The organism is Nocardia cyriacigeorgica (assembly GCF_010868145.1).
GTDB classification, from domain to species: Bacteria; Actinomycetota; Actinomycetes; order Mycobacteriales; family Mycobacteriaceae; genus Nocardia; species Nocardia cyriacigeorgica_D.
In genome coordinates, this window is sequence record NZ_JAAGUY010000011.1 from 97,064 (window position 1) to 111,201 (window position 14,138).

The window sequence follows — 14,138 nt, forward strand, 5'->3', positions numbered from 1 at the left end:
GTGCGCGCAGCTAGCGCAGCGTTCGGGTGAGTTCGGTGACGCCGCCGTTGGCGGTGAGCCACGAGATGAACGACGCGAGGCCGGTGTCCCGATCGACAACCGGGTGGTAGCCGAGATCACGGGCGGCCGCGGTGGTGTCATAGGTGGCCGACCGGGTGAGCAACGCGACCACATACCTCGACAGCGGTGGTGACCAGCGGGTCGCCACCGGCGGGAGCAGCCATATCGTCTCGATCACCGCGACCGCCGCGCGCACCACCCGCGGATTCGGGGTGCGGCTCGGCGGCGAATAGCCGAGGTCGGTGGCGACAGCGGCGAGGAAACGCCAGACATCGGTGCGTTCACCATCGGCGATGAAGTACGCCTTACCGCCTACCGCGTCACCGTCGACGGTGGCGGCCTTCACGCAGGCGTCGACGATATTGTCCACGTGGCACAGGGATGCGTAGACGGATCGGCCGAACGACAGGTCCGGCAGAGCTCCCGCCGCGGTGCGGTCGAGCAGTCGCACGATGGGGCCGGAGCGATCCCCGGCACCCCATATCGCGCGCGGCCGCAATGCACACGTGCGGAATCCGGGTGCGTCAGCGGCCAGCACCGCCCGTTCGGCGGCCGCTTTGGTCTGCGAGTACAGGTTCAGGTAGCGCCGTGGATACGGCAGCGACTCGTCGACATCCAGCTGATCGCCGCCGTCCAGGTCCATCAAAGCGCTCGGGCTGGAAACGAACACGAAGCGTGAGACCCCGTGCCGCCGAGCCGATTCCAGCAACACCTCGGTCGCACGGACGTTTTCGGCCCAGAACTGCCTGCGCGTGCCACGCTCATCCACTCGCGCCGCACTGTGGAACACCACGTCGACACCCTCGGTGGCGCGACGCAACGATGCCTCGTCGGTCAGGTCGCCGGTTAACACCCGTACGCCGTCGAGACCGTCGAGATCGCCGAGGCTGCTGGTACGGCGCACGAGAATCGAGACCTCATGGCCGCCGTCGCGCACCAGACGCCGGACCAGCGCGCCGCCGAGGAAGCCGGAAGCACCGGTCACCAGAACTTTCATCGTGCTTCCTCTCGATCGTGTTCATCCAGCGTGCGCCACCAAGTGAGCCCGAAAATCTGTGTCATCACCGCGATTTCGGTGCTCGACCGTCCGGTGTGCCGCGCGGCGCGCAGGGCAACGGGAATCTGGGCCGCGTGCACCACGGTGCTCAGGAACGCATCGATCCACCACAGTGCGCGCAGCGCCCGATTGTCCGGTGCCCGGCCCGCGGCCGCCGCAACCAACCCCGCCACCAGGTACAACCAGCCGGCGATCGGAATCGCCCGCAATGCCGTCGTCCTCATCGTGCCCAGCTCCCGCGCAACTGTTTCGCCGACCACACCGCGAGCTTCTCCCGGCCGATTTTGGCGTTGTGCCGGATATCCACCGGAAACGACGGGTGGATCAGGAAGTCGTCGACCGCGGCGGTGAGTTCTGAGCGCGCGGCGTCGGCCCGCAGCGCCGACACCACGGTGGCGGTATCCGCACCGGGTTCCGGCTCCACACACAGCACCGGACGCTGCGCTCCGGCCTCACCCACACCGACCAGCGCGGTGCGGGCCACACCCGCCACGGAATTGAACATCTGCTCCACCTGAACGGTGAACATCGGGCCGGAGGCGGTTACCACCCGCTGACTCTTTCGCCCGCAGAACCAGATTCGGCCCAGCTCATCGATCCAGGCCAGGTCACCGGTGCGATGCCAGATCCGCGGGCCTTCGGCGATCTTCCCGGCGGCATTGGCCTTGTCCGGCCAGTAGTACCGGGTGCTGACGTTCGGACCGGCAACCACGAGTTCACCGATCCCGCGCGAGGAACTCTGTTCGACCCCACGCTGCTCGACATCGTCCCAGGTCGGCAGTGGATCGTCGGTGATGGCGACGATGCGGGCCTCGATCCCTTCCGATGGCCGCCCGAGGCAGATGCCGTCGCCTCGCCGGGTCCGCTCGACGAGTCCGTCCAGCAGGTCCCGCGATTCGATAGTCGACATGGGGAGGGCTTCGGTCGAGCCGTACCCGGCATAAACCCTGGCCTCGGCGTGGAGGACTTCGCGCAGCCCGGCGATGCACCAGTGCGGCACCGGCGCACCACCGGAGAACACGCTGTCCAAGGTCGGCAGTTGGGTCGGTCGCCGGCGTAGCTCGCGTAGCAGCGGAATCAGCACTGCGGGGGAGGCGAACATGGTGCGCACTCCGAATCGGTTGATCGCATCGACCACATGCGCCGGATCGGTGGAACCGACCTTGCTCGGGATGAGCGGCGGCAGCACACAGCGCGCGCCGAGCAGTAGATCGAGGATTCCGACCAGCGGCAGCGTGATCAGCGAGGTGTCCGGCGCGATGCCGTCGCGCGCGGCGTGCACCTGGTCGACCATTGCCGCCAGATTGCCGTGGGTGAGTTCGACCGCCTTGGCCGGACCGGTACTTCCGGTGGTGAAGGCGATCAGCAGCACCTCGCCCGGGTCGGCCGGTGTGCGATCCGGTTGGACGCCACCCGGCTCGCTACCCCAGTCGGCGAGGCTGTCCCCACCCCAGCCCCACCTCCTGCCGACGGTGACGCTGGTGCGCACGCGCCGGAAGCTGCGCCGGAACAGCATTCGGACCGCATGCGCCTGTGGTATCCCGATGAACGCTTCGGCCTGCACCGCGCGTAGGCAGTGCACCATCCTCCGCAAGCCCATGCCGGGATCGATGACCACCGGCACCGCGCCGATCTTCAGCAGCCCGAGCATGATTGCGTACAGCTCGGGGCTGGGCAGCACCAGCACGATCGTGCGGGTTCCCGCGGTGACCCCGCGTGCGGTCAGGCGCTCGGCAATCGTGTCGGACCAGCGGTCCAGGTCGCGGTAGGACAGTGCCCGGTATTCCGGTGTTCCGGCCTCGGGGACGTGCGCGGGGAAGATGACCGCGTCACGGTCCGGGTCGGCCTGCGCGACCGCCCGGAACCGGTCGATCGCCTGCCAGTAGGTCGCCGTCCTCACGCGGCGACTCCGGCGGTGCCCGCGCGGGAGGGCAGCCGGTACAGCACCGCCGCCGCCGAGGGGCCCGCGCCTGCGGCGACGAACAGTACGTGTGTGTGCTCGCTCAGGCCGTCGCGTGCGGCGGCCAGGTCGTAGGCCTGGGTCAGGGACGCGGTGTGTGGGTCGCCGTCGGTGAGATCGGGCAGCAAAACGGATTCGGCGGCGATACCGAGCGATTCGGCCAGCCGGGCGGGGAACGCCGCGCTCGGTGTGGAGGCGATGAGCGCGGTCCTGGTCAGATCGGCATGGCCGGAGTCGGCCAGCGCGGCAAGCGCCGCCTCGGTGGCGAGGGCCAGCAACCGCTGCTCGGCATCCGGCTCGCGAACTACCGTCATCAGGCTACGACCCGCAGTACCCATGGTCGCGGTGTCGACGTACGCCTCGATCGCGGGTCCGCCGGCGCCGCTGAGGCTGTGCACCCGGCCGAAACCTTCGGTGCCGTCGGTGGATTCGAGGAGTAGGGCCGCACCCGAGCTCGCGTACGGGAAATCCTCGGTGGCGGCGGTCCGGGTCAGCGAGGGGTGGGTGTCGCCGGAGACGATCAGCACATGGCTCGCGCCGCCGGTCTCCAGGATCGCCGACCCGACCCGGACGGCGTCGAGCACGCCGACCGCGCCGTTCATCAGATCGAAGGAGAACGTCCGCGGATCGTCCACACCGTACTCGAGTCCGATGCCCGCGGCCTTCTGGATCAATGCGGAGACCGCGGGCTCCACTGTATTGGAGTCGCGGAACACGCCCGCGTTGATCAGCACGCCGACCTGTTCCGGTCGAACTCCGGCCCGTTCCAGGCAGTGCCGTGCGGCGCGGCCGCTGTTCTCGACGACGCTGCGGGTGTCGTCGGCACTGCTGACTGCGGTGGCGGTGATACGCACGCCCATGATCACACCTTCAGGGAGGAGATAGTGGTGGACAGGAAACCGGTGACGACCCCGGAGGCCGCCGGGATCATCAAGACCTTCGACCCGGCCGGAATGCCGGCATCGCCGAGCTGATCGTGCAGCACGATGAAATGCGATGTGGTGGAAGTGTTTCCGTACTTGTGAATGACATTGAGATCCGGTGGCATCGGCGTGCCGAACTCCCGCTCACCGATCGCGTTCATGTACGGGACCGCGGCCGCGCCGAACTGGTGGTGGATGATGTAGTCGAATTCCTCGTCGGCGAAGGAGCGCCCGCGGGCGGCGAGAAAATCGCGCTGGGTGTCGGTCCACAGCAGAAACCGGGACTCGTTGTGCATCTTGCGGTTATCGGTGTAGAGCGCGACGCCCTGGGTCTTGTCGCTTGGCATACCGAGGCACAGATGCGAGTACTCCGACGCGGTCATCATCTCGATGTAGTGGATCTTGTCGGCGTCGTCGACGGCCTGATCGAGCACGAGCGCGCATCCGGAATCGCCGACGGTGAGCGAAGCGAATTGCAGATCGTATTTTTCCGAGATCTCGTTCACGGCGGTATCGGAAATGGGTGTAATGGCTTCACCGCTGACGACGAGGCCATTGCGTACTGCACCGGAACGAATCATGCGATCGAGAATGTATGTGCCGGTGAGCATTCCTGCGCAGGCATTCGAGATATCGAAGGTGATCGCCTGTGTCGCGCCGAGCGCCCGTCCGATCGATGATGCGAACGACGGCTCCATGTACATCCGAGTTGCGTTCTTGCTGCGGGTGATCGACGTGGAGATGATGACGTCGATGTCCGCGGCCGCATATCGTGACCTGGATAAACAGTCGGTAGCGGCGGCGACGGCGAGAGTGAACGAGTCCTCATGACTGTCCGGGCGAGTGTCGCGGACGCGGCGTTCCTTGACGCCCGTGATCCGTTCGAGGTCGAATGACGGCGGAATTGCCAACTGGGACAACACCTCATCGGTGGTTACCACGTTCGAAGGCAGATAGGCGCCGATGGATTCGAATCGAGAATGCAGCACGTGTGCTCCTGAAATCGATGACGAATGCGTTCGGGGGATCGTTCCTGATGGTCGACGCCGCGGACATTACCCGACGGTAACTACCGCCGTGATCCGCTGAACTGGCGAACTGTCCTGCGACGCCGAAGGATTGAATTGCCTGTATCGTGTGGTATCACTAAACCGGTCACCGATTGGCTATGGTGCCCTGGTGATTCGATGCCCTGCTGAAGGGAACGTTGCAGTTCCTTACTTGCCGCGCCCGCTCATCCGGCGAATGTTCAGCTAACGCCCTGGAGGGGTGTGGACGGTCCTCGGGTTCAGGGCGCGCTGTGAGTGACTTCACTGTGCGCGAAAGGGTTCAGGCCTGCGTGGGAAGGTGTCGCGATCACTGTGGCGCAGCTGGAAATATCCCGGGTAGCTCCATCGCGTAGGTCAGATCGTCGGTATTGCCCAGGGTTGCCAGGACGACGCGGATCATGGTGATGCGTGCCGCGGCGACCGTCTCCGGGGCCGGTTCGGAACCGGGTTCGGCGCCGGCCGAGATGCGATAGACGACGTACTCGCAGACCTGTAGCGCGGCATCCAGATCCAGGGGAGACGGGATCGGCCGGCCGAGCTCGGTGAACTTCTCCCGCACGATGGCGCGGATGTCGTCGAGGGCGCGTTCCCGGTAACCGGAGACGGGGGATCCCGGATCGTGGAGTTCGGCGAACAGCGGGCGGAGCATGACGCCGTGGCCGCGGGCCCAGTCCAGGAAGGCATCGATGAGGCGGATGCCGAGCTCGACACCTTCGGTGGTGACGGTCAGTGCGTTGCGGATGCCGTCGACGAGGCCGTCATTGGAGGCGTCGAGTATCACCAGTAGCGGTTCGGTGGCATTGGCGAAGTAGCGATAGAACGTCGGCCGGGCCAGTCCGGCCTGCTCGATGATCTGGGCGACGCTCAGTCCGCGCGTCCCCGTCCGGCTGAACACCTCGGCGGTGGCCAGCACAATCCGTGCCCGAACCTCTTCGGCTTGCTGCTTGGTCTGGCGCGGCCTGCCGCGGCGCGCGGCGGTGGTCTCAGACATGGCCGACCTTCATACCGCGGATCGGTTCATGGCTCTCGTGCACACCCGAGAGCTTGACACGGAGCTCGTCACGCATATTAATCTAACACTAGTGTTCAATTAATCCGCCGAACCCAGGAGAAGGCCGATCATGACGACTGCCCGGCACGCCGACGCCGAAGCGCTGTCCCCGGCGCTGGTGAAACCGCTGCTCGCCCGTGCCGCCGCGGGTGGTGCGCCGTCGGTGGAGGTCTTCGCCCCCGCGACCGGCCACAAGATCGCCGACCTGCCGCAGTCCTCGACCGGTGATATCGATGCCGCCTTCGCACGCGCCCGCCAGGCGCAGCGGGCGTGGGCGGCGCGCCCGATCCGGGAGCGGGTCGCGGTGCTGCGCCGCTTCCACGACATCGTGTTGAAGGAACAGGACACGATCCTCGACATCGTGCAGACCGAGACCGGCAAGTCGCGTGTGCACGCCTTCGACGAGGTCGGCGACGTCGCCGTCAACTCCCGCTACTACGCCTCGGTCGCGCAGAGACTGCTGGCGAACCGCAAGCCGCGCGGTGTGCTGCCGGTGCTGACCAAGATCGATGTCCGCAACCGGCCCAAGGGCGTCGTCGCGGTCATCTCGCCGTGGAACTATCCGCTCGCGCTCGCCGTCTCCGACGCGCTGCCCGCCCTCGTCGCCGGCAACGCCGTGGTCGGCCGGCCCGACAACCAGACCGCGCTGACCGCACTGTGGGCCGTGGACGCCGCCGAACGCGCCGGACTGCCCGCCGACCTGTGGCAGATCGTGCTCGGTCGCGGTTCGGTCATCGGTGGTGAGGTCATCGGCCGCGCCGACTACGTCGACTACACCGGCTCCAGCGCCACCGGCCGCACCATCGCCAAGCAGGCAGGTGAACGCCTCATCGGGTGCTCGCTCGAACTCGGCGGCAAGAATCCATTGCTGGTGCTGTCGGACGCCGATGTGTCAGTGGCCGCCAAGACCGCTGTGCGGGCCTGCTTCTCCTCGGCCGGTCAGCTGTGTGAATCCATGGAGCGCATCTACGTCCACGACGCGGTCTACGACCGGTTCGTGCGTGAATTCGTCGCCAACGTGGAGGCGTTGAAGCTCGGCGCCGATCTCGACTACCGCAACGATATGGGCTCGCTGACCTTCCAGCGTCAGCTCGATACGGTGCGCGCGCACGTCGACGACGCGGTCGCCAAGGGCGCCACGGTGCTCGCAGGCGGTCAGCATCGTCCCGATCTCGGTCCGTACTTCTACGAACCAACGGTGCTCGCGAATGTGGCGCCGGGGATGACGGTGTATCGCGAGGAAACGTTCGGCCCGGTCGTGTCGGTGTACCGCGTCGGCAGTGACGACGAAGCCGTCGAACAGGCCAATGACACCGTCTACGGGCTCAACGCCAGCGTCTGGACCAAGGACACGGCACGCGGACGTGCGGTTGCCGCGCAGATCAATGCCGGTTCGGTCAATGTCAACGAAGGCTTCATCGCCGCCTGGGGCAGCGCCGACGCGCCGTCCGGCGGTCTCGGCATCTCCGGCACCGGCCGCAGGCACGGCCCCGAAGGCCTCCTCAAATACATCGACACCCAGACGATCGCGGTGCAGCGGGTGCTGCCGATCGGACCGCTGCCCGGGATGTCGGAAGAGCTGTGGTCCAAGACCATGACGCTGTACTTCGGCCTCATGAAGACACTGCGCCAGAAGTGACCGGCACCAACCACACGTCGAACAAGGGATGGGATTGATGAAACTGGACACGGTCGCGGGCAAGAAGGTCCTCGTCACCGGCGCCGCCATGGGCCTGGGCAAACTGTTCGCCGAACGTGCTGTGCGCGAGGGCGCCGCGGCGGTGGTGCTGTGGGATATCAACGAGGCCGCGCTGAAGGACACCGCCGCCGAACTGACTGCCATCGGAGGCACCGTCCACCACTATGTGGTCGACGTTTCCGCCCCCGCGGCCATCGCTGAGTCCGCGGCGGCCGTGCGCACCGAGGTCGGCGACATCGACATCCTGATCAACAACGCCGGAATCGTGCGCGGCAACACCTACTTCTGGGAAACCACCGACCGCGCCGACATCGACAAAACCATGGCGATCAACTCGCTGGCCCCGATGTATGTGACCCTCGAATTCCTGCCCGCCATGGTCGCGGGCAGCGGCGAGGCGCGCGTACTGACCATCGCCTCCTCGGCCGGGCTGGTGTCGAACCCCCGGATGAGCGTGTACGCCGCATCCAAGTGGGCGGCACTGGGCTGGTCGGATTCGGTGCGCATCGAGCTCGAGCAGGCGGGCCACGATCACGTCAAGGTGACCACGGTCTGCCCGACCTATATCGACACCGGAATGTTCGACGGCGCCAAGGGTTTCCTGTTCACCCCGATCCTGAAGCAGGACGAGGTCGTGGAGACCTCCTGGCAGGAGATGAAGAGTGGTGGGGCGCTGGTCATCCTGCCGTGGACCTCACGGCTGAACAAGGCCCTGTCGGGACTGCTGCCGATCAAGGTCCGCGACCTGTTCCTCAATGCGGTTGGCGTGTACCACTCGATGGACGAGTTCACCGGGCGCAAGTAGGTTCCCATGCCCCGGCGCGGCGTGAGTGTGCTGCGCCGGGAGCGTGTGCGGGCGAATTACCGGGTGCAGATGATGACGGTCGCGTACAGGTCGGGGGAGTGGGCGATCCTCGGAATGAGACCCGCACCGGTGGCAATCGCCGTGGCGGTAGGTCTTTGCTCCTCGCTGATCTCGACCAGCAGATGACCGCCGGGAGCCAGCCATTCGGGCGCTTCCGCGGCGACGCGGCGGAAGATGTCGAGCCCGTCGTCGCCGCCGTCGAGCGCGTTCGCCGGTTCGTGATCGCGCGCCTCGGGTGGCATCCACTCCATCTCGCTCGACGGCACATACGGCGTGTTGCAGAGCAAGATGTCGATCCGCCCGCGCAACTGCGACGGTAGCGCCGCGAACAGATCACCTTCGTAGGCTCGTCCACCGACCGCTGCCAGGTTCTCGCGGGCACATGCCACGGCGACGGGATCGATATCGGCCGCGTTCAGCTCGATCCGCGATGTCTCATCCGCCAGTTCACTCACCAGCGCGAGGCCGAGCGCGCCCGACCCGCAGCACAGATCCACGACCACGAGGTCATCGCGACTCTCCGCGTGTGCAAGGGCTACCGCCTCGTCGACCAGGAATGCCGTGCGCTGACGCGGCACGAACACCCCGGTCCGTACGCCGACCCGAATGCCGCGGAACTCGACCCAGCCGAGCAGATGCTCGAGCGGAACCCCCGAGACACGCTGCGCGACGAGCTGATCGAGTTCGTCCGCCGACCGCGTCGCCTCGGTCAGCAGGCGTGCCTCGTCCTCGGCGAAGACGCAGCCTGCCGCGCGTAGACGGGTGACGATCTCGCTGGTATCCACCGTGTTCACCGGCCCAGTCTGCCGTGGCGTGCGCCTGAGCCGCATCTCGATTATCGAGCCGGCCCGTGACGAGACCGCGGAAGCGCTCGCGGACTCGGCATCGCTGCCCGACAGCCGGGAGTGAACGGTGCGCGGTGCCGCAGGTGGACGAGGTCGTGTCTCAGCGCGCCCCGGCGAGCTGGAAGGTACGGGTGGCGTCGAGGTAGATGCCGCGCTGGGCCTGCCTGGTCGGCGGCGGCAGCTGCGAGACCAGCTGTTCCAGCGAGGTCGTCGCACCGACCACCCGGGTGCCTGCGACGATGAAATCGGCGACGGCGCGACGGATATGGTTCGGCGAGGTGACCACGACGGCGCTCGAGGCGCCGAGGTCGCGCAGCATCCGGGTGCTGAACAGCGCGTTCTGCACCGTGGACCCGGCCCGGTTCTCCACGTGGATGCGCCAGGCCGGCAGGCCACGGCCGACCAGCCAATGGAACATCGCATCGGCCTCGGCGATCCCGTTCTGCGGGTTGCCGCCGGTGACGACCACCGGGGAGAACGGTGAGGCGATCGCCTGGATCCACGCCGCAGTGAGCCGATTCACCAGCTCCGGGCGCAACGAGCCGTCGGGTAGCAACCCGTAGCCGAGCACTACGATCCCGGTCTGCGGACCGACCAGCGCGGGCAGCGGATTGGGCAGCGTCGCCACGGCCGCACCGATCGCGTTCACCACATTGTCGGTTCCTGCCGCCATGCCTGGGTCGATCCCGCGCAATCTGGTTATCGCTTCGGCGAACGCGGGGACATCGCCTGCGTAATGCGACCAGATGGCCTGCAGCGACAACGCCTCCGCGTCGTTCGGGTCGGCGCCGATGAGCCTGCGCAGATCATCGCGGCCGGCCGCATCGTTGCCCGCGGTGAAGTGGCGCTGCGCGGAGTTGTAGAGGGCGTCGGTTTCAGGGCTGGCCTGGGCGGGCGCGGTGGCGAGCCCGGCGATAGCGGTCGCGGCGAATACGGCCGCGACCAGATGTTTCATATGCCTCGAGATCTTCACTACAGTCGACACCTTTCCACGTGTGACACGGGTTTTCGGTAGGTCAGCTGGCAGTTAGCCGGTGGCAAACACTCACCACGATACGACCGACGGCGCCGGATCAGGCGCAATTGCGGGCAGAACGCACGGCGCGGCGCGCGGGGTCCGGGGCGCGAGTGGCCGCCGCCACCGCGCTAAGCTCAGGACCCGTGGATACCGTTTCGCTGACCGGCAAGGAACTTGCCGCCGCCATCAACGCCGATACCAAGCAGCGCGCCGCGGCACTGTCCGAGAGCGGGTCCGCACCCACGCTCGCGCTGGTCGTCGCGAATGCCGACCCGGCCAGCGCCTGGTACGTGAACTCACTGCGTAAGGCCGCCGAGCGACTCGGAATCAGCTGCGACACCGTCGACCTCGGCGCCGATGCCTCCGCCGACGCGATCCGATCGGAGCTGTCCGCCCGCAGCGCCGACAGCGCTACCGACGCCATCATGTTGCAGACCCCGCTGCCGTCCGGCGTCACTCTCGACGACGTCAGCTCCGCCATTGCCGCCGCCAAGGATGTCGACGGTGTCAGTCCGCTGTCGCTTGGCCTGCTCGCCACCGGCCTGGACGGCTTCGTTCCGGCAACCTCCGAAGCAGTGGTCGAACTGCTGAAGCATCACCAGATTCCGCTGTCGGGCAGGCATGTCGCGGTAGTCGGCCGCTCGAATGTGGTCGGCAAGCCGCTGGCACAGTTGCTGCTGGCCGAGAACGCCACCGTCACCGTCTGCCATTCCCGCACCACGAACCTGCCCGCCGTCACCTCCGCCGCCGATATCGTCGTCGCCGCGGCAGGCCGCATCGGGCTTGTGACCGGCGAGCACGTGCGTGCCGGCGCTGTGGTGATCGACGTAGGCACCAATGAAGCGGCCGACGGTGGAATCGTCGGCGACGTCGAGGCCGAGTCCGTGCGTGGCAAGGCGCAAGCCTCGAGCCCGGTTCCCGGCGGCGTTGGTCCGGTGACCACCGCCCTGCTCATGCGACATGTGGTCGTCGCTGCCGAGACGGCGCGTGGCTGATTCCGGTTGTTTCGTTCGGGTTCCGGTCCGTCGAGTCGACCGCCTCGCTCTCTGCGCGGAGCGCCGGCCCGATGCGACGTGAACATGGGCCGGTGGAACCGCATCACCGTAAGCGTGCCACCAGAATTCCGGGCACGCCTTCGAATAGCTCCAACAGCACGAGCCTCGTCGGCGGCACCTGGTTGCTGACCCGGGATTCGCGTTGAAGCTCGCGCGACTGATCTGACCCGCCGACAGGTTGGCGGTAGGTAGTGAGCGCCTCGGCTGAGCCCAACCGCCCGCCCTATTTCCCCACTTGCTAAAGTATGCAATCAGTATCTGTAGTCGGCGGCGGAAAGGGGCTCGAGCGATGCCCGGACTGAGTAGGCCGCTGTATCAGATGAAGGCGGACTTCTTCAAAACGCTGGGGCATCCGGTGCGGATCCGGGTGCTCGAATTGCTCAGCGAGCGTGAGCATGCGGTGTCGGAGATGCTGCCGGAGGTCGGGGTGGAGCCGGCGAATCTGTCACAGCAGTTGTCGATCCTGCGGCGGGCGGGATTGGTGACCGCGCGCCGGGAGGGGTTGTCGGTGACCTATGCGCTGACTTCGCCGCGCGTCGCCGAACTGCTGGCGACCGCGCGGGCCATTCTCACCGGAGTTGTCGCAGGGCAGGCGGAACTGCTCGAAGACACGGTCGTGCCGGCGACGATGGCGGGTGAGGCCGGGCGCTGACCCCAGATTTCGGTCCACCTCCAGGGCTGGACATTGATTGCAGAATTTCTTAAATAGATACCTAGCGTGTTTAGAAGGAGAAGATCATGACTGGACTCGCAGCGCTGCCGACCAGCCATTCCGGCATCACTGGCTGGGTGCATGAAGTCGCCGAGCTGACCGGGCCGGACCGGATCGTCTGGTGCGATGGCTCGGACCAGGAGTGGGATCGGCTGACCCAGGCCTTGGTCGCCAAAGGCACCTTCGTGCCGCTGAAGGCGAAGCCGAACTCGTTCTGGTGCGTGTCCGATCCCGACGATGTCGCCCGGGTCGAGGACCGCACGTTCATCTGCTCGCAGGATCGCGCCGACGCCGGGCCGACCAACAACTGGGTCGATCCGCTGGATATGCGCACGGTGATGACCGAGCACTACCGCAATGCGATGTCCGGCCGCACCATGTACGTGATCGCATTCTGTATGGCCCCACTCGATGCCGACGAACCGAAATACGGTGTGCAGATCACTGATTCGGAGTACGTCGCGGCGTCGATGCGGATCATGACCCGTTCGGGTACCCCGGTCTGGGACAGACTCGTCGAGGGCGCCGAGTTCGTGCGCTGCCTGCACTCGGTCGGGGCTCCGCTCGCCGAGGGAGCCGCCGACGTCGCCTGGCCGTGCGATACCACCAAATACATCGCGCACTTCCCGGAAAGCCGCACCATCTGGAGCTACGGCTCCGGCTACGGCGGCAACGCTCTGCTGGGCAAGAAATGCTTCGCGCTGCGCATCGCATCGGTGATCGGCCGTGACGAAGGCTGGCTGGCCGAGCACATGCTGATCCTCAAACTGACCTCTCCGCAGGGAAAGACGCACTACATCGCCGCGGCCTTCCCGTCCTCGTGCGGGAAGACGAATCTGGCCATGCTCGAACCCGCCTTGGACGGCTGGAAAGCTGAAACCGTCGGCGACGACATCGCCTGGCTGCGTTTCGGGCCGGACGGCCGCCTCTACGCGGTGAACCCGGAGGCCGGATTCTTCGGCGTCGCCCCCGGTACCGGCGCCGCCACCAACCCTAATGCCATCGCGACCATCGAACGCGGTAACTCGGTCTTCACCAATACCGCTTTCACCGATGACGGCGACGTCTGGTGGGAGGGCCTCACTGACACCCCGCCCGCCCATCTTGTCGACTGGCACGGCAAGGATTGGACACCGGCGTCAGAAACACCTGCCGCACACCCAAATTCGCGCTATTGCACCCCAATCGAGCAATGCCCGTCGGTGGCGCCGGAGTGGAACGATCCCGCAGGCGTGCCGATCTCGGCCATCTTCTTCGGCGGGCGCCGGGCAAGCACCATCCCGCTGGTGACGGAGTCCTTCGACTGGGCACACGGCGTCTTCATGGCCTCGGTGCTGTCCTCGGAGACCACGGCCGCCGCGGTGGGCGCGGTCGGGGTCGTGCGCCGGGATCCTATGGCGATGCTGCCGTTCCTCGGCTACCACGTCGGCGACTATTTCGCGCACTGGCTGGCCATGGGTGCGGCTGCCGATGTCGCAGCACTGCCGAAGATCTTCCAGGTCAACTGGTTCCGCCGCGACGTCGACGGCAAGTTCCTGTGGCCCGGCTTCGGTGAGAACGTCCGGGTGCTGAAATGGGCGCTGGAACGACTCGACGGCGACGCACCCGCAGCCACCACACCACTCGGGTACATCCCCGCCGCCGACGCGCTCGATCTGGCCGGACTCGACTCGAAATACCTGGACCGGGTGCCCGCGGCACTCGCCGTCGACACCGGCGAATGGGCCCGGGAAACCGAACTCATCGACGAGTGGTACGCCACAATCGGCGGAAACCGGTTGCCCGAACAGTTGCGTGAGCAGCTGGCGGATCTGAAATTGCGTCTGGCGCAGTCGAAGTGAGCG

The 14,138-nt window shown here is 66.7% G+C and carries 13 protein-coding genes; 5 read left to right on the plus strand and 8 right to left on the minus strand.

All coding sequences use genetic code 11. From position 1 onward, the window contains the following. Window positions 1–10 precede the first annotated feature (10 nt). The 6 genes from GV792_RS15355 to GV792_RS15380 form a co-directional block, all read right to left on the minus strand. Window positions 11–1,057 carry an NAD-dependent epimerase/dehydratase family protein gene (locus tag GV792_RS15355; RefSeq protein ID WP_163824782.1) on the minus strand — a complete coding sequence of 349 codons (1,047 nt, stop codon included), beginning with the start codon at window positions 1,055–1,057 and terminating at the stop codon, window positions 11–13. Beyond that, on the minus strand, window positions 1,054–1,341 hold the full coding sequence (locus tag GV792_RS15360; RefSeq protein ID WP_175583000.1) for a hypothetical protein: 288 nt from the start codon (window positions 1,339–1,341) through the stop codon (window positions 1,054–1,056). The genes GV792_RS15355 and GV792_RS15360 overlap by 4 nt, the downstream gene beginning before the upstream one ends. Next, window positions 1,338–3,017, minus strand: a complete 1,680-nt coding sequence (locus GV792_RS15365; protein WP_163824783.1) for a fatty acid CoA ligase family protein — start codon at window positions 3,015–3,017, stop codon at window positions 1,338–1,340. Before GV792_RS15365 ends, GV792_RS15360 begins: the two co-directional genes overlap by 4 nt. Beyond that, window positions 3,014–3,937: a hypothetical protein gene (locus GV792_RS15370; RefSeq protein WP_163824784.1), complete on the minus strand. Its 924-nt coding sequence runs from the start codon at window positions 3,935–3,937 to the stop codon at window positions 3,014–3,016. The genes GV792_RS15365 and GV792_RS15370 overlap by 4 nt, the downstream gene beginning before the upstream one ends. A gap of 2 nt (window positions 3,938–3,939) precedes the next feature. Next, window positions 3,940–4,989 (minus strand): 3-oxoacyl-ACP synthase III family protein, encoded by a 1,050-nt coding sequence (locus GV792_RS15375; protein WP_163824785.1) that lies wholly within the window; start codon window positions 4,987–4,989, stop codon window positions 3,940–3,942. Between the two features lie 367 nt (window positions 4,990–5,356). Further along, on the minus strand, window positions 5,357–6,040 hold the full coding sequence (locus GV792_RS15380; protein WP_163824786.1) for a TetR/AcrR family transcriptional regulator: 684 nt from the start codon (window positions 6,038–6,040) through the stop codon (window positions 5,357–5,359). A gap of 130 nt (window positions 6,041–6,170) precedes the next feature. Between GV792_RS15380 and GV792_RS15385 the strand changes: the two genes are divergently transcribed. Next, window positions 6,171–7,739, plus strand: coding sequence for a succinic semialdehyde dehydrogenase (locus GV792_RS15385; RefSeq protein WP_163824787.1), 1,569 nt, complete (start codon window positions 6,171–6,173; stop codon window positions 7,737–7,739). Between the two features lie 37 nt (window positions 7,740–7,776). Continuing rightward, window positions 7,777–8,604 carry an SDR family NAD(P)-dependent oxidoreductase gene (locus GV792_RS15390; protein ID WP_163824788.1) on the plus strand — a complete coding sequence of 276 codons (828 nt, stop codon included), beginning with the start codon at window positions 7,777–7,779 and terminating at the stop codon, window positions 8,602–8,604. Window positions 8,605–8,660: 56 nt separating this feature from the next. Here the strand turns inward: GV792_RS15390 and GV792_RS15395 are convergent, their stop codons facing one another. Beyond that, the gene (locus GV792_RS15395) at window positions 8,661–9,494 is read right to left on the minus strand and encodes a putative protein N(5)-glutamine methyltransferase (protein ID WP_163824789.1); all 834 of its coding nucleotides are present in this window, start codon (window positions 9,492–9,494) and stop codon (window positions 8,661–8,663) included. 115 nt (window positions 9,495–9,609) lie between these two features. Further along, window positions 9,610–10,464 (minus strand): YdcF family protein, encoded by an 855-nt coding sequence (locus GV792_RS15400; RefSeq protein WP_163824858.1) that lies wholly within the window; start codon window positions 10,462–10,464, stop codon window positions 9,610–9,612. A gap of 206 nt (window positions 10,465–10,670) precedes the next feature. Between GV792_RS15400 and GV792_RS15405 the strand changes: the two genes are divergently transcribed. The 3 genes from GV792_RS15405 (at window position 10,671) to GV792_RS15415 (ending at window position 14,135) form a co-directional block, all read left to right on the plus strand. Further along, window positions 10,671–11,522, plus strand: a complete 852-nt coding sequence (locus GV792_RS15405) for a bifunctional 5,10-methylenetetrahydrofolate dehydrogenase/5,10-methenyltetrahydrofolate cyclohydrolase (RefSeq protein WP_163824790.1) — start codon at window positions 10,671–10,673, stop codon at window positions 11,520–11,522. 349 nt (window positions 11,523–11,871) lie between these two features. Continuing rightward, entirely contained in the window at window positions 11,872–12,234 is a 363-nt protein-coding gene (locus GV792_RS15410) for an ArsR/SmtB family transcription factor (RefSeq protein ID WP_163824791.1), read from the plus strand. 86 nt (window positions 12,235–12,320) lie between these two features. Next, the gene (locus GV792_RS15415) at window positions 12,321–14,135 is read left to right on the plus strand and encodes a phosphoenolpyruvate carboxykinase (GTP) (protein WP_163824792.1); all 1,815 of its coding nucleotides are present in this window, start codon (window positions 12,321–12,323) and stop codon (window positions 14,133–14,135) included. Window positions 14,136–14,138: the final 3 nt, after the last annotated feature.

Coding starts and splice junctions, on each gene's coding strand:
- GV792_RS15355 (WP_163824782.1), bottom strand. CDS start 1,057: ATGAAAGTTCTGGTGACCGGTGCTTCCGGCTTCCTCGGCGGCGCGCTG.
- GV792_RS15360 (WP_175583000.1), bottom strand. CDS start 1,341: ATGAGGACGACGGCATTGCGGGCGATTCCGATCGCCGGCTGGTTGTAC.
- GV792_RS15370 (WP_163824784.1), bottom strand. CDS start 3,937: ATGGGCGTGCGTATCACCGCCACCGCAGTCAGCAGTGCCGACGACACC.
- GV792_RS15380 (WP_163824786.1), bottom strand. CDS start 6,040: ATGTCTGAGACCACCGCCGCGCGCCGCGGCAGGCCGCGCCAGACCAAG.
- GV792_RS15385 (WP_163824787.1), top strand. CDS start 6,171: ATGACGACTGCCCGGCACGCCGACGCCGAAGCGCTGTCCCCGGCGCTG.
- GV792_RS15390 (WP_163824788.1), top strand. CDS start 7,777: ATGAAACTGGACACGGTCGCGGGCAAGAAGGTCCTCGTCACCGGCGCC.
- GV792_RS15395 (WP_163824789.1), bottom strand. CDS start 9,494: ATGCGGCTCAGGCGCACGCCACGGCAGACTGGGCCGGTGAACACGGTG.
- GV792_RS15400 (WP_163824858.1), bottom strand. CDS start 10,464: ATGAAACATCTGGTCGCGGCCGTATTCGCCGCGACCGCTATCGCCGGG.
- GV792_RS15410 (WP_163824791.1), top strand. CDS start 11,872: ATGCCCGGACTGAGTAGGCCGCTGTATCAGATGAAGGCGGACTTCTTC.
- GV792_RS15415 (WP_163824792.1), top strand. CDS start 12,321: ATGACTGGACTCGCAGCGCTGCCGACCAGCCATTCCGGCATCACTGGC.